The sequence below is a fragment of the Cellulosimicrobium cellulans genome (assembly GCF_007679345.1).
Classification (GTDB): Bacteria; Actinomycetota; Actinomycetes; order Actinomycetales; family Cellulomonadaceae; genus Cellulomonas; species Cellulomonas cellulans_A.
In genome coordinates this window covers 56,553-81,951 of sequence record NZ_VEGH01000006.1, presented here as the reverse complement: position 1 = coordinate 81,951, position 25,399 = coordinate 56,553, and the positions used below count along the sequence as shown (strand labels likewise).

18 protein-coding genes are annotated in these 25,399 nt (G+C 76.0%); 14 read left to right on the top strand and 4 right to left on the bottom strand.

The window, feature by feature from the left end; translation table 11 throughout:
- Nucleotides 1-4 precede the first annotated feature (4 nt).
- The 14 genes from FS882_RS09570 to FS882_RS09505 all read left to right on the top strand — a co-directional run bounded on the left by FS882_RS09570 (nucleotide 5) and on the right by FS882_RS09505 (nucleotide 19,002).
- The gene (locus FS882_RS09570; protein WP_158372846.1) at nucleotides 5-1,033 is read left to right on the top strand and encodes an NAD-dependent epimerase/dehydratase family protein; all 1,029 of its coding nucleotides are present in this window, start codon (nucleotides 5-7) and stop codon (nucleotides 1,031-1,033) included.
- Nucleotides 1,030-1,581: a dTDP-4-dehydrorhamnose 3,5-epimerase gene (rfbC, locus tag FS882_RS09565; protein ID WP_158372845.1), complete on the top strand. Its 552-nt coding sequence runs from the start codon at nucleotides 1,030-1,032 to the stop codon at nucleotides 1,579-1,581. The genes FS882_RS09570 and rfbC overlap by 4 nt, the downstream gene beginning before the upstream one ends.
- Nucleotides 1,578-2,861, top strand: a complete 1,284-nt coding sequence (locus tag FS882_RS09560; protein WP_158372844.1) for an NAD(P)H-dependent oxidoreductase — start codon at nucleotides 1,578-1,580, stop codon at nucleotides 2,859-2,861. The genes rfbC and FS882_RS09560 overlap by 4 nt, the downstream gene beginning before the upstream one ends.
- 282 nt (nucleotides 2,862-3,143) lie before the next feature.
- Nucleotides 3,144-4,319: a glycoside hydrolase family 99-like domain-containing protein gene (locus FS882_RS09555; RefSeq protein ID WP_222848180.1), complete on the top strand. Its 1,176-nt coding sequence runs from the start codon at nucleotides 3,144-3,146 to the stop codon at nucleotides 4,317-4,319.
- Nucleotides 4,312-5,391: a glycosyltransferase family 4 protein gene (locus tag FS882_RS09550; protein WP_158372843.1), complete on the top strand. Its 1,080-nt coding sequence runs from the start codon at nucleotides 4,312-4,314 to the stop codon at nucleotides 5,389-5,391. The genes FS882_RS09555 and FS882_RS09550 overlap by 8 nt, the downstream gene beginning before the upstream one ends.
- Entirely contained in the window at nucleotides 5,388-6,596 is a 1,209-nt protein-coding gene (locus FS882_RS09545; RefSeq protein WP_158372842.1) for an ABC transporter ATP-binding protein, read from the top strand. The genes FS882_RS09550 and FS882_RS09545 overlap by 4 nt, the downstream gene beginning before the upstream one ends.
- Before the next feature lie 3 nt (nucleotides 6,597-6,599).
- Entirely contained in the window at nucleotides 6,600-7,424 is an 825-nt protein-coding gene (locus FS882_RS09540; RefSeq protein WP_158372841.1) for an ABC transporter permease, read from the top strand.
- Nucleotides 7,425-7,447: 23 nt separating this feature from the next.
- Nucleotides 7,448-10,705: a discoidin domain-containing protein gene (locus FS882_RS09535; RefSeq protein ID WP_158372840.1), complete on the top strand. Its 3,258-nt coding sequence runs from the start codon at nucleotides 7,448-7,450 to the stop codon at nucleotides 10,703-10,705.
- 26 nt (nucleotides 10,706-10,731) lie between these two features.
- Nucleotides 10,732-11,619, top strand: coding sequence for a glycosyltransferase family 2 protein (locus FS882_RS09530; protein ID WP_158372839.1), 888 nt, complete (start codon nucleotides 10,732-10,734; stop codon nucleotides 11,617-11,619).
- A 59-nt stretch (nucleotides 11,620-11,678) separates the two neighbouring features.
- Nucleotides 11,679-12,839: a glycosyltransferase family 4 protein gene (locus FS882_RS09525; RefSeq protein WP_187365239.1), complete on the top strand. Its 1,161-nt coding sequence runs from the start codon at nucleotides 11,679-11,681 to the stop codon at nucleotides 12,837-12,839.
- Nucleotides 12,840-12,891: 52 nt separating this feature from the next.
- Nucleotides 12,892-15,096: a glycosyltransferase gene (locus tag FS882_RS09520; RefSeq protein WP_262348184.1), complete on the top strand. Its 2,205-nt coding sequence runs from the start codon at nucleotides 12,892-12,894 to the stop codon at nucleotides 15,094-15,096.
- Nucleotides 15,093-16,673 carry an O-antigen ligase family protein gene (locus FS882_RS09515; RefSeq protein WP_158372837.1) on the top strand — a complete coding sequence of 527 codons (1,581 nt, stop codon included), beginning with the start codon at nucleotides 15,093-15,095 and terminating at the stop codon, nucleotides 16,671-16,673. The genes FS882_RS09520 and FS882_RS09515 overlap by 4 nt, the downstream gene beginning before the upstream one ends.
- Nucleotides 16,670-17,764, top strand: coding sequence for a glycosyltransferase family 4 protein (locus FS882_RS09510; RefSeq protein ID WP_158372836.1), 1,095 nt, complete (start codon nucleotides 16,670-16,672; stop codon nucleotides 17,762-17,764). The genes FS882_RS09515 and FS882_RS09510 overlap by 4 nt, the downstream gene beginning before the upstream one ends.
- Nucleotides 17,761-19,002, top strand: a complete 1,242-nt coding sequence (locus FS882_RS09505) for a glycosyltransferase (RefSeq protein ID WP_158372835.1) — start codon at nucleotides 17,761-17,763, stop codon at nucleotides 19,000-19,002. Before FS882_RS09510 ends, FS882_RS09505 begins: the two co-directional genes overlap by 4 nt.
- Here the strand turns inward: FS882_RS09505 and FS882_RS09500 are convergent.
- Genes FS882_RS09500 through FS882_RS09485 form a run of 4 tightly spaced genes read right to left on the bottom strand, consistent with a single transcriptional unit; the run spans nucleotide 18,962 to nucleotide 24,906 of the window.
- Nucleotides 18,962-20,170 carry a glycosyltransferase gene (locus tag FS882_RS09500; RefSeq protein WP_158372834.1) on the bottom strand — a complete coding sequence of 403 codons (1,209 nt, stop codon included), beginning with the start codon at nucleotides 20,168-20,170 and terminating at the stop codon, nucleotides 18,962-18,964. The genes FS882_RS09505 and FS882_RS09500 overlap by 41 nt on opposite strands.
- Nucleotides 20,167-22,077: a polysaccharide biosynthesis tyrosine autokinase gene (locus tag FS882_RS09495; protein WP_158372833.1), complete on the bottom strand. Its 1,911-nt coding sequence runs from the start codon at nucleotides 22,075-22,077 to the stop codon at nucleotides 20,167-20,169. The genes FS882_RS09500 and FS882_RS09495 overlap by 4 nt, the downstream gene beginning before the upstream one ends.
- Nucleotides 22,074-23,276 carry a glycosyltransferase gene (locus tag FS882_RS09490; RefSeq protein ID WP_158372832.1) on the bottom strand — a complete coding sequence of 401 codons (1,203 nt, stop codon included), beginning with the start codon at nucleotides 23,274-23,276 and terminating at the stop codon, nucleotides 22,074-22,076. Before FS882_RS09490 ends, FS882_RS09495 begins: the two co-directional genes overlap by 4 nt.
- Nucleotides 23,263-24,906, bottom strand: a complete 1,644-nt coding sequence (locus tag FS882_RS09485; protein ID WP_158372831.1) for a sugar transferase — start codon at nucleotides 24,904-24,906, stop codon at nucleotides 23,263-23,265. Before FS882_RS09485 ends, FS882_RS09490 begins: the two co-directional genes overlap by 14 nt.
- Nucleotides 24,907-25,399: the final 493 nt, after the last annotated feature.

Below are 25,399 nucleotides of genomic sequence, written 5' to 3'. Positions count from 1 at the left end.
GCGCGTGCGCATCCTGGTCACCGGCACCGAGGGCTACCTCGGCAGCCTGCTCGCACCGACGCTGCTGGGCCGCGGCGACGAGGTCACCGGCCTCGACACCGGCTACTACAAGAACGGCTGGCTCTACAACGGCGTCCACGAGACCCCGCACACGCTCGTCAAGGACATCCGGCACGTCACGCCGGACGACCTGGCCGGGTTCGACGCGGTGGTCCACATGGCCGAGCTGTCGAACGACCCGATCGGCGACCGGATCGGCGAGGTCACGTACGACATCAACCACCACGGGTCGGTGGCGCTGGCCTCGGCCGCCAAGCGCGCCGGGGTCTCGCGGTTCGTGTACATGTCGTCCTGCTCGGTCTACGGCGTCGCCGACGGCACGGTCGACGAGACCAGCCCGACCGACCCGCAGACCGCCTACGCCCGGTGCAAGGCCCTGGTCGAGCGGGACGTCACGGCGCTGGCCGACGACGACTTCTCCCCGACGTTCCTGCGCAACGCCACCGCGTTCGGCGCGTCCCCGCGGCAGCGGTTCGACATCGTGCTGAACAACCTGGCCGGTCTGGCCTGGACGACGCACCGGATCGCGATGACCTCCGACGGCACGCCGTGGCGCCCGCTCGTGCACGGCCTGGACATCGCCAAGGCGATCCGCGCGGTGCTCGACGCCCCGCGCGAGGACGTGCACGCGCAGGTGCTCAACGTCGGCGCGGACTCCAACAACTACACGGTGCGCGAGATCGCCGAGACGGTCGGGGCCGAGTTCCCCGGCTGCGAGGTGTCGTTCGGCGAGCCGAGTGCGGACAACCGGTCGTACCGCGTGTCGTTCGCGAAGATCCGCGAGGTGCTCCCCGGCTTCGAGACCGACTGGGACGCCGCCGCCGGCGCCGCGCAGCTGCACCGGGTGTTCGAGCAGATCCAGCTCGACACCGAGACCTTCACCGGGCGCGGCCACACCCGCCTGGCGCAGATCGAGCACCTGCTCAAGACCGGCCAGGTGGACCCGCAGCTGTTCTGGACGGTGAACCCGTGAAGTACACCCCGACCGCCGTCGACGGCGTGATGATCGTCGACCTCGAGCTCCGCTCGGACGACCGGGGGTTCTTCGCCCGGACGTTCGACACGACCGAGTTCGAGGCGCACGGCCTGGACACGACCGTCGCGCAGTGCAACCTGTCGTACAACCACGTGGCCGGCACGCTGCGCGGCCTGCACCGCCAGGTGCCGCCGTACGCCGAGGGCAAGCTCGTCCGATGCACCGCCGGCGCGATCGTCGACGTGGCCGTGGACGTCCGCCCGGACTCCCCGACCTACGGGGCGCACGTGATGGTCGAGCTCACCGCCGCCAACCGCCGCGCGCTGTTCATCCCGCCGTACGTCGCGCACGGGTACCAGACCCTGGCCGACGACACCGAGGTGATCTACCAGGTCAGCGGCCCGTACACCCCCGAGGGCGAGCAGGGCTTCCGGTACGACGACGCCGCGTTCGGCATCGAGTGGCCCGTGCCGGTGACGGTGATCTCGGACAAGGACGCCGCCTGGCCGCTGGTCGGGGCCGGCGCCGCCGAGGTGGCGCCGTGATCGTCGTCGACTCGCTGCTGAAGGCGCGCCAGGCCGACGGGAAGCCGATCCGGGTGGCGCTGGTCGGCGCCGGGTTCATGGGCCGCGGCCTGGTGAACCAGATCGTCAACTCCGTGCCCGGGATGGACGTCGTCGCGATCGCCGCCCGGCACCCCGAGCAGGGCGTCCGGGCGTACACCGAGGCGGGGCTCACGGGCGTCGTCGAGGTCGACTCCCCCGCCGCCCTCGCTCGCGCCGCCGCGTCCGGGACCCCGGCCGTGACCGCCGACTACCGCGTGGCGATCGCGTCCGACGCGGTCGACGTGGTGGTGGACGTGACCGGCGCCGTGGAGTTCGGCGCGCACGTCGCGCTCGCCTGCTTCGAGCACGGCAAGCACCTGGTGCTGATGAACGCGGAGGTCGACGCCACGGTCGGCGGCGAGCTCGCCCGCCTGGCCGACAAGGCCGGCGTCGTCTACACGGGCTGCGACGGCGACCAGCCCGGCGTGCAGATGAACCTGCACCGGTTCGTCACCGGGCTCGGGCTGACGCCGCTGGTCGCGGGCAACATCAAGGGCCTGCAGGACGAGTACCGCACCCCCACCACGCAGAAGGCGTTCGCCGAGCGGTGGGGGCAGGACCCGCACATGGTCACGTCGTTCGCGGACGGCACCAAGGTGTCGGTGGAGCAGGCGCTCGTCGCCAACGCGACCGGCATGTCCGTGCACCGGCGCGGGATGCTCGGCATGGACCACGACGGGCACGTCGACGAGCTGACGACCCGGTACGACGTGGACGAGCTCCGCGCGCTGGGCGGCGCCGTGGACTACGTGGTCGGGGCGCGGCCCGGGCCGGGCGTCTACATCCTGGCGACGCACGACGACCCGAAGCAGCGGCACTACCTGGAGCTCTACAAGCTGGGCACCGGGCCGCTCTACTCGTTCTACCAGCCCTACCACCTGTGCCACTTCGAGGTGCCGACGACGATCGCCCGGGCCGCGCTCCTCGGCGACGCGACGATCCGGCCGCTCGGGGCGGCGAGCGTCGAGGTCGTGACGACGGCCAAGACCGACCTGGCCGCGGGCACCGTCCTCGACGCGCTCGGCGGGTACCACTACTACGGCCAGGCCGAGAAGGCGGCGATCACGCGGGACGAGCGGCTGCTCCCCGTCGGCGTGGCCGAGGGCTGCGTCCTCGTCCGGGACGTCCCCAAGGACGCCACCCTGACCTACGACGACGTCCGCCTCCCCGAGGGCCGCCTGGTCGACGCGCTCCGCGAGGCCCAGGCCGCCCTGGCCTGACCGGCCCGGCCGCCGGCCGCCGCGCGCCGAGCGCGGTGGCTCCCGCCGAGCGCGGTGGCTCCCGCTACCGCGCTCGGCGCGAGCTGCCGCGCCCGGCACGGCCTCCTCCGGCGCGGGTGCGCGCGGCCGCCCCGGGCGCGTCACCCGGATGCCAACGGCTTCACCCGGGGTCGACGGACAAACCGGACAAATCTACTCATAGGCTGCATCCCAGCAGGAACGGGCCTGGGGGCGACGACCCGTCCCCCTCGGCCACCCAGGACCACCAGGAGAGGGGGGACCGTGCCGTCCACCGACAGCAGCACGGACCTGCGCGCCCGCGCCGTCACGTTCTACCTGCCCCAGTTCCACCCGGTGCCGGAGAACGACGCGTGGTGGGGCCCGGGCTTCACCGAGTGGCGCAACGCCGCGAAGGCCCGCCCGCTGTTCCGGGGCCACAACCAGCCGCACCTGCCGGCGGACCTGGGGTTCTACGACCTGCGGATGCCCGAGGCCCGCGAGGCGCAGAGCGACCTGGCGCAGCAGTACGGCGTCGAGGCGTTCATCTACTGGCACTACTGGTTCGGCGGCGGCCGGCGGATCCTCGAGCGCCCGTTCACCGAGGTGCTCGCGTCCGGGGCCCCGTCGGTGAAGTTCTGCCTCGCCTGGGCCAACCAGACCTGGAGCGGGATCTGGCACGGCGCCAGCGACCGCGTCCTGATGGAGCAGACCTACCCCGGCCCGGACGACGAGCAGGCGCACTTCGACTCGCTGCTGCCCGCGTTCCGGGACGAGCGGTACCTGCGGGTGGACGACCGCCCCGTGTTCTACGTGTTCCGCCCGGAGGACCTGCCGGACGCCGCGGCCTTCGTGGACCGCTGGCAGGGCATGGCCCGCGCGGCCGGGCTGCCGGGGCTGTACCTGGTGGCCGAGGTGTCGGACCTGCTCGGCCGCGGCCCCAAGTACGTCGACGTCGACGCGGCGGGCTTCGACTCGGGCGTGTACATGCGGATCCCCGCCCGGCAGACCCGCGCCGACGTGCTGCGGATGCGGGTCGGGCGCAAGCTCGGCCGTCCCGAGGTCTACCCCTACGCGCCCGACTTCCAGCCCGCTCCGCAGGGGATCTCCGAGAACCTGCAGCCGTGCATCTACCCGAACTGGGACAACACCCCCCGGTCCGGGACCCGCGGGCTCGCGATCACCGGCTCCTCCCCCGAGCTGTTCGGCCGGCACGTCCGCCAGGCCGTCGCGACCCTGCAGGACCGCCGGCCCGCCGAGCGGCTGCTGTGGGTGAAGTCCTGGAACGAGTGGGCCGAGGGCAACTACCTGGAGCCCGACCTGGAGCACGGCCACGCGTGGCTCGAGGCGCTGCGCGACGGGCTGACCGGGACGAGCACGCTCGCCACCACCCCGGCCCGGGTGCTGACCCCGCACCCGCTCGCGGCCCCGGCCCCGACGGACGGCGTCGCGCATGGCTGAGGCCACCACCGCGGCCCCGCTGCGCATCGCGATGCTGTCCTACTACCTCCCGTCGGGCAGCAAGATCGGCGTCGGCTTCCAGGCCCACGAGCTCGCAACCGAGCTGGCGCGCCGCGGGCACCACGTCGACATGTTCAGCGACTGCCCGCCGGTGCCGGGCGCGGCCTACGGCCACCGGCACGTCGCCATGTCGGGCTCGCTGCGCACGTTCCGGTTCGCGACCGACCTGCGCAAGCAGGACTTCACCGGCTACGACGTGCTGCACGCGCACGGCGACGACTACTGGCTGTGGCGCCGGCGCGCCCCGCTGCACGTCCGCACGGTGCACGGGTCCTGCTTCGAGGAGGCCCGGCACATCCGCGGCGCCAAGGAGAAGCTGCGGATGCTGCTCCTGGGGTTCACCGAGGTGCTCGCGTCCGTCGTCGCGGACCGGGTCGTCGTGGTCTCGCCGCAGACCCGGCGCTGGGTGCCGCGGTCGCACGACGTGATCCCCAACGGCGTCGACACCGCCCGGTTCGCCCCGGGCGACGCCGAGGGCCGCGCCGACCACCCGGTGGTGCTGTTCGTCGGCACCTGGCACGGCCGCAAGCGCGGCAAGGACCTGGCGGCCGCGTTCGCCCGGGACGTGCTGCCGCGGGTGCCCGAGGCCGAGCTGTGGATGGTCACCCGGGACGCGCCCGCCGACCCCGGCCCGGGCGTGAAGGTGCTCGGCCGGCTGTCCGACGAGGACCTGGCCGACGCGTACCGCCGCGCCTGGGTGTTCTGCCTGCCGTCGTCCTACGAGGGCTTCGGCATCCCGTACGCCGAGGCGATGGCGAGCGGCCTGCCGGTCGTCGCCACCCCGAACGTCGGCGCCCGGTACGTCTCCGACGAGGGCCGCGCCGCGGTGCTCGCCGAGCTGGACGACCTCGGCGCCGCGCTGGCCGACGTGCTGCTCGACGCCCCGCGCCGGGCCGCGCTGTCCGCCGCGGGCCTCGAACGGTCCCGCACCTTCTCGCTCACCGCGGTGGCCGACGCCTACGAGCGCCTGTACGCCGCCGCCCCGACCCCCCACCACGGAGACCAGTCATGACCGAAGTCGCCATCCGGGCCGCCGGGGTCGGGAAGTCGTACCGGATCGCCACCTCCGACGACGCCCCGTCCACGGCCGCCGAGGCGGTGCTGCAGCGCCTGCGGCACCCGCTCCAGCGCCCGCAGTTCGAGGAGTTCCGCGCGCTCGACGAGGTGAGCTTCGAGATCCCCCGCGGCGAGGCCGTCGGCATCCTGGGCCGCAACGGCGCGGGCAAGTCGACGCTGCTCAAGCTGCTGACCCGCGTCGCCGCGCCCACCCGGGGCCGGATCGAGCTCGCGGGCCGGGTCGGCTCGCTGCTGGAGGTCGGCACCGGCTTCCACCCGGAGCTCACCGGCCGCGAGAACGTCTTCCTCAACGGCACGCTGCTCGGGATGCGCAAGAGCGAGATCAAGCAGCGCTTCGACGAGATCGTCGCGTTCTCCGGCGTCGAGAAGTTCCTCGACACCCCCGTGAAGCGGTACTCCTCCGGCATGTACGTCCGGCTCGCGTTCGCGGTCGCCGCGCACCTGGACACGGAGATCCTCGCGGTCGACGAGGTGCTCGCGGTCGGCGACGCCGAGTTCCAGGCCAAGTGCCTCGACCGGATGCGCTCGGTCGCCGCCGAGGGCCGGACCGTCCTGTACGTGTCGCACCAGGTCCAGACCGTCAAGACCCTGTGCACCTCGGCGATCTTCCTGGAGCACGGCAAGCTCGTGATGCACGGGAGCGTCGACGACGCGATCGAGCTGTACCAGACCAGCCGGGACCGGGTCGCGATCAGCCAGACCGACATCGACCGCCGGCCGGGGTCGGGCGAGGTGCGCATCACCTCGGCGACCGTGTCCAGCCCGCTCTACAAGACCACCGAGCCGAAGACCATCGAGTTCCTGGTGTCGGCCAACGCGGACTACATCGGCAAGTACTTCGTCTCGTGCCACATCAACGACCGGCACGGCACCACGATCCTGCAGTGCGACTCCCGGGTCAGCGGCCTGTGGCTGGACCCGGCGCAGGAGCAGAAGCTCGCGCTGACGATCAAGGAGCCCTGGCTCAAGCCGGGCGAGTACACCGTGGACCTGTTCGTGTGCTCCTCCGGGGTGCTCGACGCGTTCGAGGGCGCCGGCCGGTTCGAGATCCACCCGGTGCTGCCCTACCCGCAGGCCGTGTCCGACGAGGGGCTCGACGCCGGCCTCGTCCTCGCCGACTTCGACTACGAGAGGCGCTGAGCGATGGCCACGCGCACGACTGTCATCAACCCGCCCGGCCGCCTGCCGCTGCCGGCGTGGCGCGAGATGTGGGAGGCCCGCGAGGTCTTCACCCGGTTCGGTGTCCGCGACCTCAAGCTGCGCTACCGCCAGACCGCGCTCGGCGTGATCTGGGTGGTGCTGCAGCCGCTGCTCAGCGCCGGCATCTTCTCGATCGTGTTCGGCGAGATCGCCGACCTCGGCAGCGACGGCGTGCCGTACTTCGTGTTCTCGTTCACCGGCATGCTGGCGTGGACGCTGTTCAACGGGATCGTGTCCCGGGCCGCACCGTCGCTGGTGAACAACCAGGCGCTGGTGTCCAAGGTGTTCTTCCCGCGGCTGCTGGTGCCGCTGTCGTCGGTGCTGTCGGTGCTGGTGGACTTCCTGGTGGCGAGCGTGCTGATGGTCGGGCTGATCATCTTCTACGACATCCAGATCACCTGGGCGGTGCTCACGCTTCCGCTGTGGATCCTCGCGGTGATCCTGCTCGGCTCGGGCCTCGGCATGGCCGCCTCCGCGCTGATGGTCAAGTTCCGCGACATCGCCTACGTGGTGCCGTTCGCGCTGCAGACCCTGCTGTACGCCAGCCCGCTCGCGTACTCGCTCAGCGAAGTCGGCGAGTCGGTCCGCTGGCTGTTCGACATCAACCCGCTGACCTGGATCCTCGAGGGGTTCCGGTGGGCGCTCCTCGGCCTCGCGCAGCCGGACACGTGGCAGCTGGCCGCGACCGCCGGGGTGAGCGTCGCGGTGTTCGTCGGCGGCGCGCTGATCTTCTCGAAGATGGAACGCGGCTTCGCGGACGTGATCTGAGCGTGCGGGCGACGGAGGAACCGATGGAGCCGAGGACCGCGACCCCCCGGGCGCGCCGCCGCTGGGCGGTGGTGGGCGGCGTCACCGCCGTCGCCCTGGTGGCCGCGGGGGGCGCGGTCGCCCTGACCCGCGACCGCGGGCAGGCGGTGTCCGCCGCCGACGTCCCGGTGGCGGGCGACCCGACCGTGCGGATGTGCGGGGTCGCCGACCCGGACCGGTTCGCGGCGCTGGCCGCCGGCACGCCGGCGACCGAGCCCGAGGTCCTGGTCGCCGACCTCGAGCAGGCGGTCGGCGGTCAGGTCTCCGGCCTCGAGGCGGTCGGTGAGCACCTCGCGACCTCCGTCCGCACGGACGACGCCCTCGTCGTCACCCGGTGGACGCAGGCGGGCGCGGCGGACGGGACGATCCGGCTCGAGCCGCCGGCGGACGGCACGGCACCCGGCAGCTTCACCCTGGCTCCGGACGGCGCCGTGCTCGCACCGGCGGGCGACCCGGCGGGCACCGCCGTCGGCTCGTGGACCGGTTCCGGCCGGGCCGGCACCACCTGGGACCTGGGCGCACGGGACGAGGGGCAGGTGCTGGCGGTGATCCCGTGGACCGCCGGCGAGGACGGGGTCGTCGGCGCCGCCGTCCTGACCCGGTCGACCACCCCGGTGCTGCTGCACGGCGACGGGTCCGTCTCGGACGGCCCGGAGCTGGACTGGGGGTTCGGGCCGCGCTTCTACCCGCAGCCCGACGGCAGCCTGTTCGTGCTGAGCGACGTCGACGCCGAGGCCACGCCGTCCTACACCACGCTGCGCCGGTTCGCCGCCTCGGGCGAGCAGCTGCTCGAGGTCGGCGGGACGAAGGTCGCGGACTCGGCCAACGGCAGGCCGCAGACCCTGGAGCACCCGACCGGCATCGTGCCGTCACCGGACGACGAGGGGTTCCTGCTCTCCGGGCCGACCTGGCGCGTCGTCGAGATCGGCGCCGACGGGATGTGGCGCAAGGTCGCGCTGTCCGGGATGGGCCAGGGCTCGACGTTCCGGCTCGTCGACGGGACGCCGCTGCTGCGGGTCGGGGACGACTACGTGTTCCTGTCGAAGTCCGACGACGGCACCGTCCAGCTCGCGCGCTCCGCCACGGCGACGATGCGCGCGCTGCTCGACGCGCCGATCACCTGGAACCAGAACGTCGCGACCACCACCGACCGGCTGGGCTACGGCGCGGGTCTGGCCACGGACGCGACGTACGACTACTTCGCCGACGGCGAGACGCCCGAGGCCTACGCCACGTTCGACCCGTGGTGGGGCGCCGTGGCCGACGACTACGAGGTCCGCTACGAGGTGACGGGCGATCCCGGGCTGCGGCCCGCCGTCGAGCCGGTCACCGGCACGGTGGCGATCCCCGCCGACGGCGGCCGGGTGCCGCTGGACCTCCCCGAGGCACGGCCCGGGCCGTACCAGGTCCACGCCACGCTGGTGGAGAAGGCGACCGGCGAGGTCCGCACGGCCACCTGCCTGCGGTACGCCGTCGGCGCGCCGGGCGCGACCTTCGACCCGGACTCCCTCGCCGAGGGCGCGGACTGGGGCGGCGCGGGCCCGCTGCGCGGGGTGCAGCTCGCCGACGAGCTCGGCGTCGGGACGCACCGGGTGCAGCTCGACTTCGCGGGGATGGTCCCCGAGGGCGCGACCCCGTCGGTCGCCGCGCTCGACCTCTCCGCGCTGCCGGGAGCCGAGGAGGACGACCCGTTCGCCGGGCTGGCCGCCGCCGCCGAGGAGGCCGCCGAGCGCGGGGTGCACCTGTACCTGCAGGTCGGGGAGGCCGACGAGCGCGCGCAGCAGGCGGTGACCGACGGGACGTGGGAGGCCTGGGTCACGGCGATCGCCACCGCTGTGCACGCCGGGGCGCCCGACATCGTGGACTGGGCGCCCTGGAACGAGCCGAACAACACCGGGTTCGGTGACGGGGCCGCCTACGCGACCCAGGTGCTCGCGCCGTTCGCCCGCGCGGTCAAGGGCGTGGACCCCGACGCCCGCATCATCGGCGGCAACGCCCTCAACGTCATCGTCCCCTGGTACCGGCAGGCCGTGGACGCCGGCGCGTGCGCCTCGTGGGACGTCGTCGGGATCCACCCGTACACCGGGCTGAACCGGTCCTGGGACGAGGAGGGCGCGGACGGCCCGATCGGCCAGATCGCCGAGCTGCGCGAGGTGCTCGCGTCCTGCGGCGACGTCGAGATCTGGAACACCGAGTCGGGCTGGTGGTCGGACGGCCCCGCGAACGAGTGGGGTCAGGCGTACGACGTGGCCCGCACCTCGCTGTGGCAGAGCGCCCTCGGCGTCGACGCGTGGATGTACTTCTTCAGCGAGGGCGGGTGGGGCGAGGGTGACAACTCGTGGTCGCTGCTCCAGGTCGGCTCGTTCGTGAAGCCCGGCGCGCTGGCCATGACGACGACCTCCGCCCTGCTGGCGGGCCGCCCCGCGGCGGAGCCCCTGGAGGTCGCCGACCCGGTGGTCCGGGCGATGACGCTCGGCCCGCGGTCCGGGAGGGGGGACGCGGGCTCCGGCGCCGACGGGCCGCTCACGGCCGTGTGGACCCTCGACGCGGACACCGCGGTCGCGCTCTCGGCGCCCGGCGGCGCGACGGTCACCGTCACCGACGTCTACGGCGGCACCTCGCAGGTCGAGGTGCCCGCCGACGGACCCGCAACGCTCCAGGTGACGGGCTCGCCGCTGTTCCTCGACGCGGGCGGCGCGGAGCTGGACGTCGAGGCCGCGGAGCCCACGACGACCAACCTGCTCGCCGGCGGGGCGGTCACCGCGTCCTCCACGTCGGAGGGCGAACCGGCCGACCTGGTCACGACCGAGGGCGCGGAGGCGAGTCCCTGGCGCGCCGGCCCCACGACGGCCGACGGCCCGGACGTCGAGCCCTGGGTGCAGGTCGACCTGGCCGCGCCCGCCGCGGTCGACCGGGTCGTCCTCGGCTCGGCCGGCATCCGGTGCTGCACCGCGGGGCTCAAGGACGCCGTGGTCGAGGTGGAGACCGCGGACGGCTGGTCGGAGGTCGGCCGGGTGTCGGACGCGTTCTTCGACCGGACCAGCACCGTGCGCTTCGACGCCGTCCCGGACGTCACCGCCGTGCGGGTGACGGTGCCGTCGACGACCCAGCGGGACGTCACCGTGCCGAGCGCCAACTACGGCGGTCAGACCGGCGGCCTGCTCCCGGCCTGGGAGCCGGTGCAGCCGGAGCCGTCCTGGCCCGTGTCCCTCGTCAGCCTGGCCGCCTACGGCCCGGCCTGACCACCCCGTCGACGCAGGAGGTCACCATGAGCCCCAGGGCCACCGTGGGCATGCCCGTCTACAACGGCGAGAAGTACCTGCCCGCCGCGCTCGACTCCGTGCGGGAGCAGGACGAGGCCGACCTCGAGATCGTGATCTCGGACAACGCCTCGACCGACGCCACCGAGGAGATCTGCCGCGCCGCCGCGGCCGAGGACGACCGCATCCGGTACGTCCGGCTGCCGGAGAACCGGGGCGGGCGGTTCAACTTCAACCACGTGCTGTCCCTGGCGACAGCCCCGTACTTCACCTGGGCCGCCGCCGACGACGTCCGGCGCCCGGCGTTCGTCCGGCGCTGCCTGGAGGTGTTCGCCGAGTCGGACCCCGCGACGGTGCTGGTGTACCCCCGTACCCAGATCATCGACGCGGGCGGGATCGTCACCGAGGACCTGAACGACGCCGACCTCGCGTGCGACGAGCCGACCCCGCACGAGCGGATGGGGCACTTCCTGCGGGCGCAGGCGGCGCACCTGTTCTACGGCCTGCACCGCACCGAGGCGCTGCGCCGGACCCGGGGCATCCGCCCGACGGTCGGCAACGACCTGGTGATCCTGGCCGAGCTCGCCTGCCAGGGGCCGTTCGCACTCGTGCCCGAGCAGCTGTTCCTGCAGCGCCGGCACAGCGAGCAGTTCTCCCAGCAGGGCCAGGCGCAGGTGGCGTGGCACGCCCCGTCGGCGTCGGTCCGGTTCGCCTTCCCGCACACGAAGGTGAGCGTCGAGCTGGCGCGGGGCGTGCTCGCCTCGGACGTGCCCGCGGCGGAGAAGGCGCGCGCGCTGGCGACGATCCCGGTGGCGTGGACGATCCCGCGCTGGCGCGGGCCGGCCGCCGACGTGTGGGCCGCGCTCGGGCTCGAGCCGCGGAGCCGGCGCCGGTGAGCGCGTCCGGCGGGGCCGGCGCGGCGGGCGCGGGCGGCGGGGCGGGCGCGGGTGCGCGCGTGCCCGAGGTGCACGTCCTCACGCCCGGCGACCACTTCTCCCCGCGCACCGGCTCGGCCATCCCGACCGTCGTCGACGGCCTCTGCGCCGCGCTGCCCGCCGACGCGACGCCGCGGCCGCGGGTCGTCGTCGCCGACGGCACCTACCCCGACCGGTACGCCAGCGCGGACCCGGTGGGCTACCCGCTCGCCACCGCGCGCCCGGCGGACCGGTACCTCGACGCGCTGGCGGGCCGGCTCGGGCTCCCCCGCCCGGGCGTGCGGCGCACGCTGCGCCCGACCCTGGCCGACCAGGACGCGTGGGAGCCCGGCGTGGTGCTCGCGCACAACGCCCCGCAGCTCGTGCCCCTGGTGCACGAGCGGCACGCGCCGGTGCTGTACGCGCACAACCTGCTGCTGCGCACCTACTCCCCCCGCGAGGCCGACCGCGTCCTCGGCCGGGCGGCGGCGATCGTGTGCGTGAGCGGCGCGCTGGCCGACCAGACCGCCGCGCACCTGCCCGCGCGGCTGCGCGACCGCCTCCGGGTGGTGCCGAACGGCGTGGACACCACCCGGTTCGTGCCGCGTGCGGACCCGGGTCGCGGGGAGCGCCTGCGGGTGCTGTTCGTCGGCCGGATGATCCCGGACAAGGGCGCGGACGTGGTCGTCGACGCCGTCGCGCGGCTGGGCCGGGACGACGTCGAGCTGACCGTGGTCGGCTCGCAGAACTTCGACGCGGGCGCGGCGCCGTCGCCGTACGAGCGGGAGCTGCGCGCGAAGGCCGTGGCGCTCGGCGACCGGGTGCGGCTGCTGCCGTTCACCCCGCGCGCCCAGGTGGCCGCGGTCTACCGGGAGGCGGACGTCGTGGTCGTGCCGTCGCGGTGGGCCGAGCCGTTCGCGCTCACCGTCATGGAGGGCATGGCCAGCGGGGTCCCCGTCGTCGCGTCAGCGATCGGCGGCATCCCCGAGGTCGCGGGCGACGCGGGCGTGCTGGTGCGCCCGGACGACCCGGCGGAGCTCGCGGCGGCGCTGGAGGCGCTGGCGGACGACGAGGCGCTGCGCCGCCGGATCGGGTCGCGCTGCCGGTCGTGGGCGCGGACGCACGACTGGGCCTGGGCGCGCGGGCGGCTGGACGCCGTGCTGACCGAGGTCGCCGGCGTTTCACCCACGCCGGTCGGGTGAACCTTTTGCACCAGATGTCCGATTTGTGGAGGTGACCGGCACGATGGTCCCCATGCGCGTGCTCCGGGTGTCCCACAGCGCCGTCGTCACGGCGTGGCGCGGGCGGGAGTCCGCCCTGCGCGCCCGCGGCCTGACGGTGCGGACGCTCAGCGCGCGCACGTGGGCCGAGGGCGGCCGGGACGTCGACCTGGAGCCGCAGCCGGGCGAGGACGTGGTCGGCGTGCGCACGGTCGGCCGCCACCCGAACGTGTTCCTCTACGACCCGCGCCCGATCTGGCGCGCGCTCGGCGAGGACTGGGACGTGCTGGACCTGCACGAGGAGCCCGCCGCCCTGGCCACGGCCGAGGTGCTGCTGCTCCGGGCGCTGCGCCGGTCGCGCGTGCCGTACGTCCTGTACTCCGCGCAGAACATCGCCAAGCGCTACCCCGCGCCGTTCCGCTGGTGGGAGCGGCGCGCGCTGCGCGGGGCCGGCGCGGTCAGCGTCTGCAACGCCGAGGCGGGCGACGTGCTGCGCGCCAAGGGGCTCACCGCCCCCGCGCACGTCATCGGCCTCGGCGTCGAACCCCCCGGCGCGCGCGACGCGGTCGCCGGGCACCCGGGAGCTCAGGACGCGGGCTCCCGGACACGGGGCGCTCGGGACGAGGGCGCCCCCACGGACGCCGGCGTAGTCGGTGCGGCCGCCCCCGCACGCACCGGCTACGTCGGCCGCCTCCTGCACCCGCACAAGGGTCTCGACGTGCTGCTCGACGCCGCCGAAGCCGAGCCGCGGATCACCGTGGCCGTCGCCGGCGCCGGCCCGCACGAGGCCGCGCTGCGCGCACGGGCCGCGACGCCCGCCCTGGCGGGCCGGGTGACGTTCCACGGGCACGTGTCCGGGGACGCGCTCGACGCGTTCTACCGGGGGCTCGACGTGCTCGCGGTGCCGTCCGTGCCGACGCCCGGCTGGCTCGAGCAGTTCGGCCGGGTCGCGGTCGAGGCGATGGCCGCGGGCGTGCCCGTGGTGGCCTCGGACAGCGGGGCCCTGCGCGACGTGGTCGGCGGGGCGGGGACGCTCGTGCCGCCCGGCGACGCCGGCGCGCTCGCCGCGGCGCTGGTCGCCGTGGTCGACGACGCGGGCCTGGCGGCGCGGATGCGCGCGACGGGCGCGGAGCGGGCGGCCGAGTACACCTGGGCGGCGATCGCGGAGCGCTACGAGGCGATGTACCGGCAGGTCGTCGCGGGCGGCGGCCCGGGCGGCGGCGCGGCCGCGGGCGACGCCGGCGATCCCGAGGTCGTCGTCGTCGCGTACCACGCCGCCGGGCTGCTCGGGCGGGCGCTCACGCCGCTGGCGGGCGCGCTGCCGGTCACCGTGGTCGACAACTCCGGCGACCCGGAGGTCCGGCGCGTCGCCGAGGACGCCGGCGCGCGCTACCTCGACCCAGGTGCCAACCTCGGCTTCGCCGCGGCCGTGAACCTCGGGGTGCGCGCCGCCCGTCCCGGCGCGGACGTGCTGCTGCTGAACCCGGACGCCCGGGTCGACCTGGACGGCGTGCGCGCCCTGCACCGGGCGCTGCGCGCCGAGCCCGGCCTGGCCGCCGTCGGCCCGGCGCAGGTGGACGACGACGGCACCCCCGCGCGGGTGCGCTGGCCCTTCCCCACCCCGGCCGCCGCCTGGCGCCAGGCGGTCGGGCTCGGCGTGCCCGAGACGCGCGAGGGCTTCGTGATCGGTTCCGTGCTGCTGCTCCGCCGGACGGCGCTGGCGGCGGTCGGCGGGTTCGACGAGCGGTTCTTCCTGTACTCCGAGGAGACCGACTGGCAGCGCCGCGCGCACGACGCCGGGTGGCGGTCCGCCGTCGTCGAGGACGTGCTCGCCGGGCACGTCGGCGGCGGCACCAGCACCGACCCGACCCGCCGCGAGACCCACTTCCACGCGTCCCAGGAGCGGTACTTCCGCACCCACCACGGCGCGGCGGGCTGGGCCTCCGCCCGCGCGGCCGTGGTGCTCGGGGCGGTGCCGCGCGCGCTGCTCCCCGGCGACCGCGGCGAAGCCGCCCGGCTGCGGCTGCGGCTGTACCTGCGCGGGCCGCTGCGGGCCGAGGCGGCGCTGGGCGACCCCCGCGCGCCCCGGCCCGCGCCCGGCACCCCGGCACCCGGCACCCCGGCACCCGGCGCCCCGGCGCCGGCCGTCGACCCGCAGGCCGAGCCGAGCCCGGCCCCGCCCGCCACCCGCACCGACGCACCCGCCCCCGAGACCACCGACCGGGAGGCCGCCGCGTGACGACCACCACCCCGCCCACGGCCGCCGCGCCCCGCGCCGCCGCCCCGGCCCCGTCCGCCCCGGCCCCGTCCGCCCCGGCCCCCGCCGCCGCGCTCGCCCCCGGCATCCGCCCGCACCGGACCGCCCTCGGCGGCGCCGTCGCCGAGCGGCTCCCCGCGACCACCGCCGGCCGCCGCGCGCTCGCCGGCGGCGGCCTGGTCGCCGTCGGCCTGGTCGTCGCCGCGGTCACCTCCACCCAGCCGCTGCTCGCGCTCGGTGTCGCGGCGGCCGTGCTCGTCGTCGGCCTCACGCTGCGGATGCCGATGGCGCTGCCGGTGCTCGGCATGCCGCTGCTGCTGCTGGTGAACCGGGTCGGCGGGGCGCTGTCGGTGTCGGACTTCGTGCTGTTCGCCGCGTTCTGGCCGGCCCTGCTGTTCTGCCGGCGGCCGCTGACCCGCCCGATGCGGAACGTGCTGTGGGCCTCGGCGTTCTACCAGGCCACGGTGCTGTTCACCGTGATCGCGAACCCGTACGCGGCGAACGCGGTCGAGTGGTTCCACGAGTGGCTGCTGGTCGGCGGGGCGCTCCTGGTCGGCTGGGCGATCGGGGCGGCCGGGCACGCCCGGCTCGCGCTGGGCCTGTACGTCGGGGGGTCGGTCGTCGTGGCGCTGGCCGCCCTCGCGCAGTTCGCGGTGAACCTCGCGTCGGGCAACACCGGGCCGGTGTACCTCAACGAGCCGCTGCTCATGCACAAGAACTACATCGGGTGCGTGCTCGCGTTCGCGGCGATCATCGTCTACGCCCGGCCGCGCTGGCTGCGGTGGAACGACCTGGTGTGCCTCGCGCTCTTCGGGCTGTTCCTCGCCGGGATCCTGGTCGCGCAGTCGCGGCAGGCGCTGATCGGCCTCGCGGTGGCGATCGCGGTCGTCGCGCTGCGGCCCGACCCCCACCGGCACCGGTCGAAGATCGTGCTGCTGGCGATCGCCGGCGCGGCCGTCGTCATCGGGACGCTGGTGCAGGACCAGCTCGAGTCCGGCAACCAGTACAACTCGGCCTACCAGCGGCTCATCTGGTTCCGGCAGTCGCTGCTGATCTGGCAGGAGTACCCCTGGTTCGGCGCCGGCCTGCGCTGGTGGTACACCGACCGGTTCGAGGAGAACTTCCAGCCGCCGAACGCCGAGTTCGAGATGCTGTCCTCCGGCGGGGTCGTCGGACTGGTCGGCTTCCTGGTGATGTTCCTGGCGATCCTCGTCATCCTGTGGCGGGTCGACTCCCGGTACGGCACCCTCGCGTTCGTCCTCGTGCTCATGCGGTTCGTGCAGGGGCAGTTCGACCTGTTCTGGGTGGCGGCCCAGGTGTCGATCCCGTTCGTCATCGCGGGCATCTGCCTCGGCGCCCAGGCGCACGCGCAGCGCTCCGGCGAGGAGGAGGACGCCCCCGCCGCGCTCGGCCCGCCACCCCCGTCGTCGCGCCGCACCCCCGGCCCCGCGGACAGCCCCGCGGGCCGGCGCGCCCGGCACCTGCGCGAGGCCGTCGTGGGCGGCCGCCCCCGCCGCCGGCGCGGCCCGCTGCCCGTCGGCCACCGGGAGCGCTCGTGACCGCCGCGCCGGTCGACGTCGTGCACGTGGTGTGCACCGACGCCTTCGCCGGGGTCGAGCGGTACGTCACGACGCTCGCCCGCACCCAGGACGCGCGGGGCCTGCGGGTGCAGGTGCTCGGCGGCGCGGCCGACCGGATGCCCGCCGAGCTCGCCGGCTCCGGGGTGCGGTGGGCGGCCGCGCCGACCCCGCTGCGGGCCGCGGCCGGGCTGCGCCGCGTGGACGCCCGGCTGGTGCACGCGCACATGACGGCCGCCGAGCTGGCCGCGACCGCCGCCGCCCGGGCCCCCGTGGTCGCCACCCGGCACTTCGCGGACCGCCGCGGGTCGTCGGCGGTGGGCCGCGCGGTCGGCCGGTTCGTCGCGCCGCGCATCGCCGCCCAGGTGGCGATCAGCGCGTACGTCGCCGACCGGGTCGAGGGCCCCTCGACCGTCGTGCACCCCGGCGTCCCCACCGTGCCGCGCACCGGCGCGGAGCCCGAGCGCCGCCGGGTGGTGCTGATGGCGCAGCGGCTCGAGGCCGAGAAGCGCACCGACGTCGCGCTGCGGATGTGGGCCGCCTCCGGGCTGGCCGCCGACGGGTGGGAGCTGCACCTCGCGGGCGACGGCGCCCTGCGGCCGGAGCTGGAGGCGCTCGCGGGGTCGCTCGGCCTCGGCGGGTCGGTCCGGTTCCTGGGGATGCGGGCCGACATGCCGGCCCTGCTGGCCACCGCCGGGATCTTCTTCGCGCCGCGCGGCGACGAGCCGTACGGGCTGTCGGTCGTCGAGGCGATGGCCCACGGCACCCCCGTGGTCGCGGGCCGCGGCGGCGGGCACTGCGAGACCGTCGGGGCCGCGGACGGCGCGGTGCTCGTGCCGCCGGACGACGTGGCGGCCGCCGGGGCCGCGCTGGCCAGGCTCGCGCGCGACCCCGAGCGGCGCGCGGCGTACGGCGAGGAGCTCCGGACGCTGCAGCAGCGACGGTTCGGGCCGGAGGCGCACGCGGACGGCATCGCGGCGGTGTACGCGGCGGTGCTCGGCGCGCCGCTCGGGCCGGGCTCGCCCGCCGCCCCGTCGACGTCGGCCGCCCCGTCGGCGGGGGTGACCCCGTGAGCGCCCGGACCCGGGACGACGCGGGGCCGTCCGCGGCCCCCGGGAGGCCGGCGGTCGCCGCCCCCGCCCGTCCGGGCGACGACCGCCGCGACCTCGTCGTCCTCTCCCTCGAGCCGTGGGACGAGGTGTGGCGCCGCAACCAGCACCTGGTGGCCGGCCTGCTCGCCACCGACCCCGGCCTGCGCGTGCTGTTCGTCGAGCCCCCGGTCGACCACCTGCACGACCTGCGCCGCGGCGCCTCCCCCACGCTCGGCCGGCGGCTGCGCCGGCTCGGCCCGGACGACGGCGCGCCCGCGGGCCGCGCCTGGGCGTACCGGCCGACCAAGTGGCTGCCGCGGCGCCTCGACCCCGCCGGCGACGACCGGCGCGCCCGCACGGTGGCCCGGGTGGCCCGCCGGCTCGGCATGGCCGACCCGGTGCTCTGGGTGAACGACCCCGACGGCGCCGCCGTGCTGCGCGCCACCGGCTGGCGGTCGCTGTACGACGTGACCGACGACTGGCTGCGCGCGGTCCGCGAGCCCGCCGAGCTCGAGCGCACGCGGGCGGCCGAGGCGCTGCTGGTCGAGCGGTGCGCCGAGGTGGTCGTGTGCTCCCCGGCGCTGGCCCGGGCCAAGGGCGCCGACCGCCCGGTCACGCTGCTCACCAACGCCGTCGACGTCGACGCCTACCGCACGCCGCAGGCCCGCCCCGCCGACCTGCCGGACGGGCCGTACGCGGTGTACGTCGGCACGATGCACCCGGACCGGCTCGACGTGGCGGCCTGCCTGCGCGTCGCCACCCACCTGCGCGCCACCGGCGCGCACCTGGTGCTCGTCGGCCCGGCGCTGCTCGACCCGCTGGACCTGACCCGGCTGGACGCGGCGGGCGCGGTGGTGCTCGGGCCGCGGCCGGCCGCGCTGGTGCCCGGGTACCTGCAGCACGCCGGCGTCCTGCTGGTGCCGCACGTGGTCGACGGCTTCACCGACTCGCTCGACCCGATCAAGCTCTACGAGTACCTGGCCGTCGGCCGCCCGGTCGTCGCCACCCCCGTCGCCGGGTTCCGGGACCAGCCCGCCGACCGGGTCACCACCGCCTCGCCGCAGAACCTGGCCGACGCCGTCGTGCGGGTGCTCGCGGAGGGCCGCCCGGCCGGCATCGGCCCGGCGCCGGCGGACGTGCCGCGCTGGTCCGACCGGGTGCGCGAGATGCAGGCGGTGCTCAGCCGCGTGCGGGAGTCGCCCGCCGCCACACCGCGGTGAGCCGCTCGGCGGTGCGGGCGATCGCGTAGTCGGCCTGCACGTCCTTCCACGCCCGGTCGGCCCGCGCCGCGGCCTCCTCCGGCCGGTCGAGCACCCGCGCGACCGCGTCCGCCAGCGCCGGCACGTCCCGCGGCGGCACCACGAGGCACCGCGGCGTGCCGTCGCCGGCCACCGCGATCTCGTCCACGCCGCCGCCCGCGGTCGCGACCACGGGCACCCCGCGGGCCATGCCCTCGACGACCACCTGGCCGAACGGCTCCGGCACCGGCGACGCGTGCACCAGCACGGACAACCGGTCGATCTCCCCCACCGGGTCGGCCACCCAGCCGGTCAGCTCGACGCGGTCGGTCAGCCCGAGCGCGGCGACCCGGGCGCGCAGCTCCTCCTCGTACGCCTGCTCCTCGAACAGCGCGGCGCCGACGACGCGGAACCGCGCGTCCGGGAACCGCTCGGCGAGCAGCGCGGCGGCCTCCACGAACTCGCGCTGCCCCTTGGTCGGGCTGATGCGTCCCACCAGGCCGACGACCGGGCTCGCCGGCGCCGGGCGGGCGGCGGGGTCGGCGGCCACCTGCTCGGGGGCGAGGCCGGGGTACGCGAGGGTCCAGCCGCGCGGGAGCGGCAGCAGCGTGCGGGCGGTGGCCTGCGAGTTCACCACGACGTGCCGCGGCCCGCGCCGGGCGAGCACGCGGACGACCCGGGCGACCGGGCCCGGCAGGTAGTCCTCGGCGATCCGGTCGTGCACGTGCCAGACCAGGGGGCGGCGGGCGAGCCGGGCGGCGGGCAGGCCGATGAGGTCCGCCTTGAGCGAGGTCGTGTGCACGACGTCGGGCTGCAGGTCCCGCAGCAGCCGGGCCAGCCGGGCCACGAACGGCAGCGTCGCCGCCGCCGAGCGCGCCGCGCCGAGGGCGGACCGGCCGGCCGCCGCGCGGTCGGTCTGCGCGATCCGGGGGTCCAGCGGCAGCACGCGCACCGCGACCCCGGCGTCCCGCAGCCGCCCGGCGAGCGGGCCGTCGGCGAACAGCACCACGGTCACCTCGACCGCGGCCCGGTCGAGCGCCCGGCACGTGCGCAGCAGCGCGAGCTCCGCCCCGCCGAGCTGGGCGGTGTGGTCGAGGACGACCACCCGCACCGGGCGCGGTGCGGCGCCCGGTGCGGGGACGGCGGTCACTTCGACTCGGCGGCGACCGGCGCGCGGTCCTCCCCGGACCGGGCGGCGGCGTCGTCCGCCGGCTCGTCCGGGGAGGCCTCGGCGGCCTCGGCCGGCCGGTCGGCCGCGCGGTGCTGGCCGTCGGCGCGGGGCGCGGGCACCTCGGACTCCGCGTCCGCCGGCGCGTCCGCGGCCGGGGTCGCGTCGCGGTCGGCGGGGGTCTGAGCGCCGTCCGCCGGCTCCCCGCCGGTCGCGGCGTCCTCCGCCGGCGCGTCCGCGGCCCGGTCGTCCGCGGCCCGGTCGTCCGCCGCCCGGTCGTCCGCGGCCCGGTCGTCCCCGGCCCGGTCGCCCTCGGCGTCCTGCGCCGGCTCCTGGGGGACCTCCTCGGCCCCGGCGAAGGCGTAGGTCGCCGCGTAGGTCGCCTCGCTGCGCTCCGTGGTGCCGTCGACCGACAGGCCGAGCAGCGCGGCGTTCGCGGCGCGCAGGCGCTCGGCGGACTCCTCGACCGCGCCGACGTGGGTGTGGCCCAGCGTCACCGCGAGCAGCACGCCGTCGGCGTAGGAGCCGAGGATGGTCGCGTCGGCCGCGACCAGCATGGGCGGGGCGTCGATGATGACGACGTCCGCGGTCGCCCGCAGCTGCTCGACCAGGGCCCGCACGTCGGCGGAGGCGAGGAAGTCGGCCGGGTCGAGCTCGGTCTGCAGCGCGGGGTGCACCGCCAGGTGCGGGATCGCGGTCGGCACCACCGCCGTGCGGGCGCGGCCGCCGCCCCGGCCGGGGCGCACGGGCGCGTCGGCGTCGGCGGGCAGCAGGGCGTTGAGCCGCGGCTGGCGCAGGTCGCCGGACAGGACGACGACGCTCCGGCCGGACAGCGCCCAGGACGCCGCCAGGTTCGCGGCCAGGAACGACCGCGGGGTCTCGACGTCGGCCGCGGTCACGACGATCACGGCGCTGCCGGACTCGTTCTCGACCGCCGCCTGCAGGGCGGTGCGCAGCTCGCGGATCGACCGGGTGTAGGCGGTGGCCTCGCGCCGGGCGACGGGCAGCGTGCCCTCGGTCTCGGCCGACTTCAGGGCGGCGCCGGTGCCCGACAGCCGCGCGAGCACCGGGGCGCCGGCGGACCGGCGGGCCTGGCCCGAGGTGCGCACCTTGGTGTCCAGGCCGCGGCGGACGACCGCGAGGCCGATGCCGACGAGCAGACCCGCGAGGCCGGCGATCAGGTACACGAGGCTGCCCGGGAGGCTCACCAGGGCGCTGCCGACGGCGTTCTGCAGGATCGTGGCCGGGGAGGCGAGCAGCTGGGCCTGGGTGAGCTGGCCGGACAGCGTCTGGTACTGGTCCATCGTGGTCGAGTACTGCGCCTCCAGCAGGCCGTCGACCGGGTCCACCTGGGCGTTCGGGTTCGTCGCCGACGTGGCCGCCGCGGCGGCGCGCCGGGCGTCCGTGATCGCCTTCTGCTGCTGGTCGATGCTGGTCGCGAGGTTGCTCAGCCGCTCCTGCATCGCCGCGAGGTCGTCGTCGAACTGCGCCTGGAGCGCGGCGACGTAGGCCTTCGCGATCGCGTTGGCCCGGTCGACCGTGGCGTCCGCGTCGGGGCCGGTCTCGGTGATGATGACGTTGCTCGGGCTGTCAGTCGCGTACTCGGCGGTGGACGACGCGGCGAGCCCGTCGGCCAGGCCCGGGTCGCCGAGCTCCTTCGCGGCGGCCGCGGTCACGGAGTCGCTGGTCACCAGGCTCGGGTCGCTCTCCAGCCGCACACCGGCGGCGGCGAGCGTCTCGGCGTCGACGATCTGCACCGTCGCCGTGCTGGCGTACTGGGGCTCCTGCCGGGAGACGTAGAGGTACGCGCCGCCGAGGGCGGCGAGCACGGACACCAGCACCAGCCACTTGCCGAACCAGATGGTCCGGAACATGTCCTGCAGGGTCATCGGGAGCGCCTCTCGGTCGGGACGGGGTCGAGCCGGGCGGGGCCGTCGGGCCGGCCGGCCGCGCGCTCCTCGCGCACGACGCGGTGCAGCCGCTCGACGAACCGCTCGGCGGCGAAGTCGTCGGCGTGCGCGGTCAGCACCGTGGGGTCCCACGTGCGGGCCAGCGCGCGCCCGGCGGCCTCGGCCACCAGGTCGGGGTCGGGGGCGTCGAAGAACTCCCCGGTGACGCCGTCGCGGACGGTGTCGAGGTACCCGCCGTCGCGCAGCACGACGGACGGGCGGCCGAAGGCGGCGGCCTCCAGCGGGGACAGGCCGTAGTCCTCGTACGAGGCGGCGACCAGGGCCGCGCTGTTCCGGTACAGCCAGCGGAGCCGGGCGTCGTCCACGCGTCCCGCCAGGTGCACGCGGGGCAGGTCGCGCACCCGGTGCTCGAGCGCGGCACGCTCGGGGCCGTCGCCGACCACGACCAGCCGGGCACCCGGGGTGCGCCGCACGGCCTCGACGACGACGTCCACGTTCTTGTACGGCAGCAGCCGCGCCACGCAGAGCAGGAAGCCGGGCTCGACGCCGTCGACCCGCGTCTCCGGGCCGCCGGGCAGCATGGCGGGCGGCGGCGGCACGATCTCCGCCTCGATCCCGTACACCTCGCGGATCGCCCGCGCGGTGACGGTCGAGTTGGCCAGGTACCGGTCCGCGGTGCCCGCCGCGCGGCGGTCCCACGCACGCAGGGCCGGGGCGAGCAGCCCGAGGGCCGCGGCCGCGAGCCTGCGCTGGGCCCCGCCGCCCGGGGCATCGCCCGCGCCACCGCGCGCCGGGCCGAGGTACCGGTCCGACTGGTAGAGCCAGCGCGCCGGGGCGTGGCAGTAGACGACCTTGCGCCCCGTGGTCGGGAAGCCGTGCGCCCAGCCGGTCGACGAGGCGAGCAGCACCTCCGCGTCGATCGGCGTCGCGCCCACGGCCGGGGCCAGCAGGGGCAGCGCCAGCCGGTGGTGCCGGCGCAGCACGCCGACCCGGTCCAGCGGGCTGGTGCGGACGTCGAGCGCCCCGAACTCGGGGAACGTGCCGTCCGGGTCGTAGAGCGTCGTGTAGAGGGGGGCCCCGGGGAACGCGTCCGCCATCACCAGCGCGACGCGCTCCGCCCCGCCGCGCTGCGTGGCGTAGTCGTGCGCCAGCGCGACCGCCCCGTCACCGCCCGCCATGGCCGCTCACGACGACGTGCACGGTGCGCCACAGGATCATCAGGTCGAAGGCGATGGACCAGTTCTCCACGTAGCGCAGGTCCAGCTTCACCGCCTCCTCCCACGCGAGGTCGGCACGGCCGCTGATCTGCCACAGGCCGGTCAGGCCCGGCTTCACGAGCAGGCGGCGGCGGGCGGACTCCCGGTACTGGGCGACCTCGTACGGCAGCGGCGGGCGGGGCCCGACCAGTGCCATCTCGCCCTTGACCACGTTGATCAGCTGCGGGAGCTCGTCCAGCGAGTGCTTGCGCAGGAAGTGGCCGATCCGGGTGATCCGCGGGTCCCGGTCCATCTTGAACAGCGGGCCGTCGGCCTCGTTCGCGGCGCGCAGCGCGGCCAGCCGCTCCTCGGCGTCGACCACCATGCTGCGGAACTTCAGCATGGAGAACTCGCGCCCCTCCTTGCCGACCCGGGTCTGCTTGAACAGCACCGGGCCGGGGCTGGTGAGCTTCACGGCGACGGCCGTGACGGCCAGCACCGGCGACAGCAGGATCAGGGCGCCGAGCGCGAACGCCGTGTCGAACGCCCGCTTGGCGAGGATCCGGGACCGGCGGGACTCCGCGGCGTTCACGTGGATGAGGGACAGGCCGGCGGTCGGCTCGAGCGTGACGCGCGGGCCGAACACCTCGACGATGCCCGGGGCGACGACGAGCTCGGTGTCGGTGCGCTGCAGCGCCCAGGACAGCCGGCGCAGCGCCTGCCCGGAGAGCTCCGAGCCGGTGACGATCACGACGTCGAACTCGCCGTCCACCGCCACCTGCACCACGTCCGACACCGTGCCGAGCACCGGGACGCCCAGCGCGGGCAGCGGGCCGTCGAAGGACGGCACGCACACGCCGGCGATGTTGTACCCGTACTGCGGCAGGCCGCTGAGGTCGTCGACCACGTGGGTGATCGAGGACGCGTCGCCCACCACGAGGGTGCGGCGCATCGACTCGCCCTGCGCCCGGCGCTTGTGCAGCGAGCGGCGCGCCAGGTGGCGGGCGCCGAGCAGCAGCACCGCGACCACCGGGAGCGCGAGGAACACGATCGTGCGGGGCACGTCCACGTCGGCGCCGACCGCGAACACCGCCAGCGCGGCCGCGGTCAGCACGCCGCCGCGGATCACCGCCTCGAACTCCTGGTGCCCGTCGCCGATCACCTGGCGGTCGTAGCCCCGCTCCACCGCGACGAACGCGACGTACACCAGCCCGATCATCAGGCCCCAGGACAGCTGCAGCAGCGTCACCCCGTGCATGAGGAACAGCAGCAGGGTGGGCACGCAGGTGGCCAGCACGACGTCCCGGGCCAGGGTCTCGACCTGGTACGCGGCGTGCGAGCCGCGCCAGCCCGAGGGCGCGGCGTGGCCGAGCGGCTCGTGGAACGGGCGGTCCGAGGCCCAGGACAGCCGGGGGCCGCGGGTGTCGCGGCGGCGCTCGGCGGCGTGGTCGGCCGCGGCGCGCTCGGCGGCGGGCTGGCCCGTGGCAGGCTGCTCCGCGGGGCGCTCGACGGACCCCGTGGGAACCGCCGTGCCGCTCGGTGCCGCCGTGCCCGGGGCCGCGACGTCGCGCTGCGGGGAGCGCGAGACGTCGTGATCGTCGAGCAGACTCATGTCGGATCCCCCAGGGCGGCTTTGGTGTGACTTGAGGCTATATCAGCGGGTTTGCCCCAGTCCGCCCTATGTGTCCGTTTTCACCCCTTTCACACCCATTTGGGCGATCGGCATCGCTCTGACGTGCACGAACGCACCCCGACAGCCCTCTCCAGGGGTACCCGCGGCGGGTACCGGTGACCTGGGCGAAGGCCCGTGACCAGCACCGACGCGGCGCCGTCCCAGACCCCCTCCCCGGGGGCCGCGAGGGCGCGGGCCGTCCCCTTTCACCCGGCCGCCGGACGGGGCACCGCCGCGCGGCCCGTCGCCGGGGCACCCGCGGCGCGCCCTCGCCCGCACCCGCGGCGCCCTCGCCCAGGGGGTACCCGACGCGTCGAGCGAGTAGTCGGCGACTACTCGCTCGACGCGTCGAGTACCCCCTCGGCGCCGCGCCCGCCGGGACGCGCGAGAGGCCGCCACCCCCGGCGGGGTGGCGGCCTCTGTCGCGTGCGGT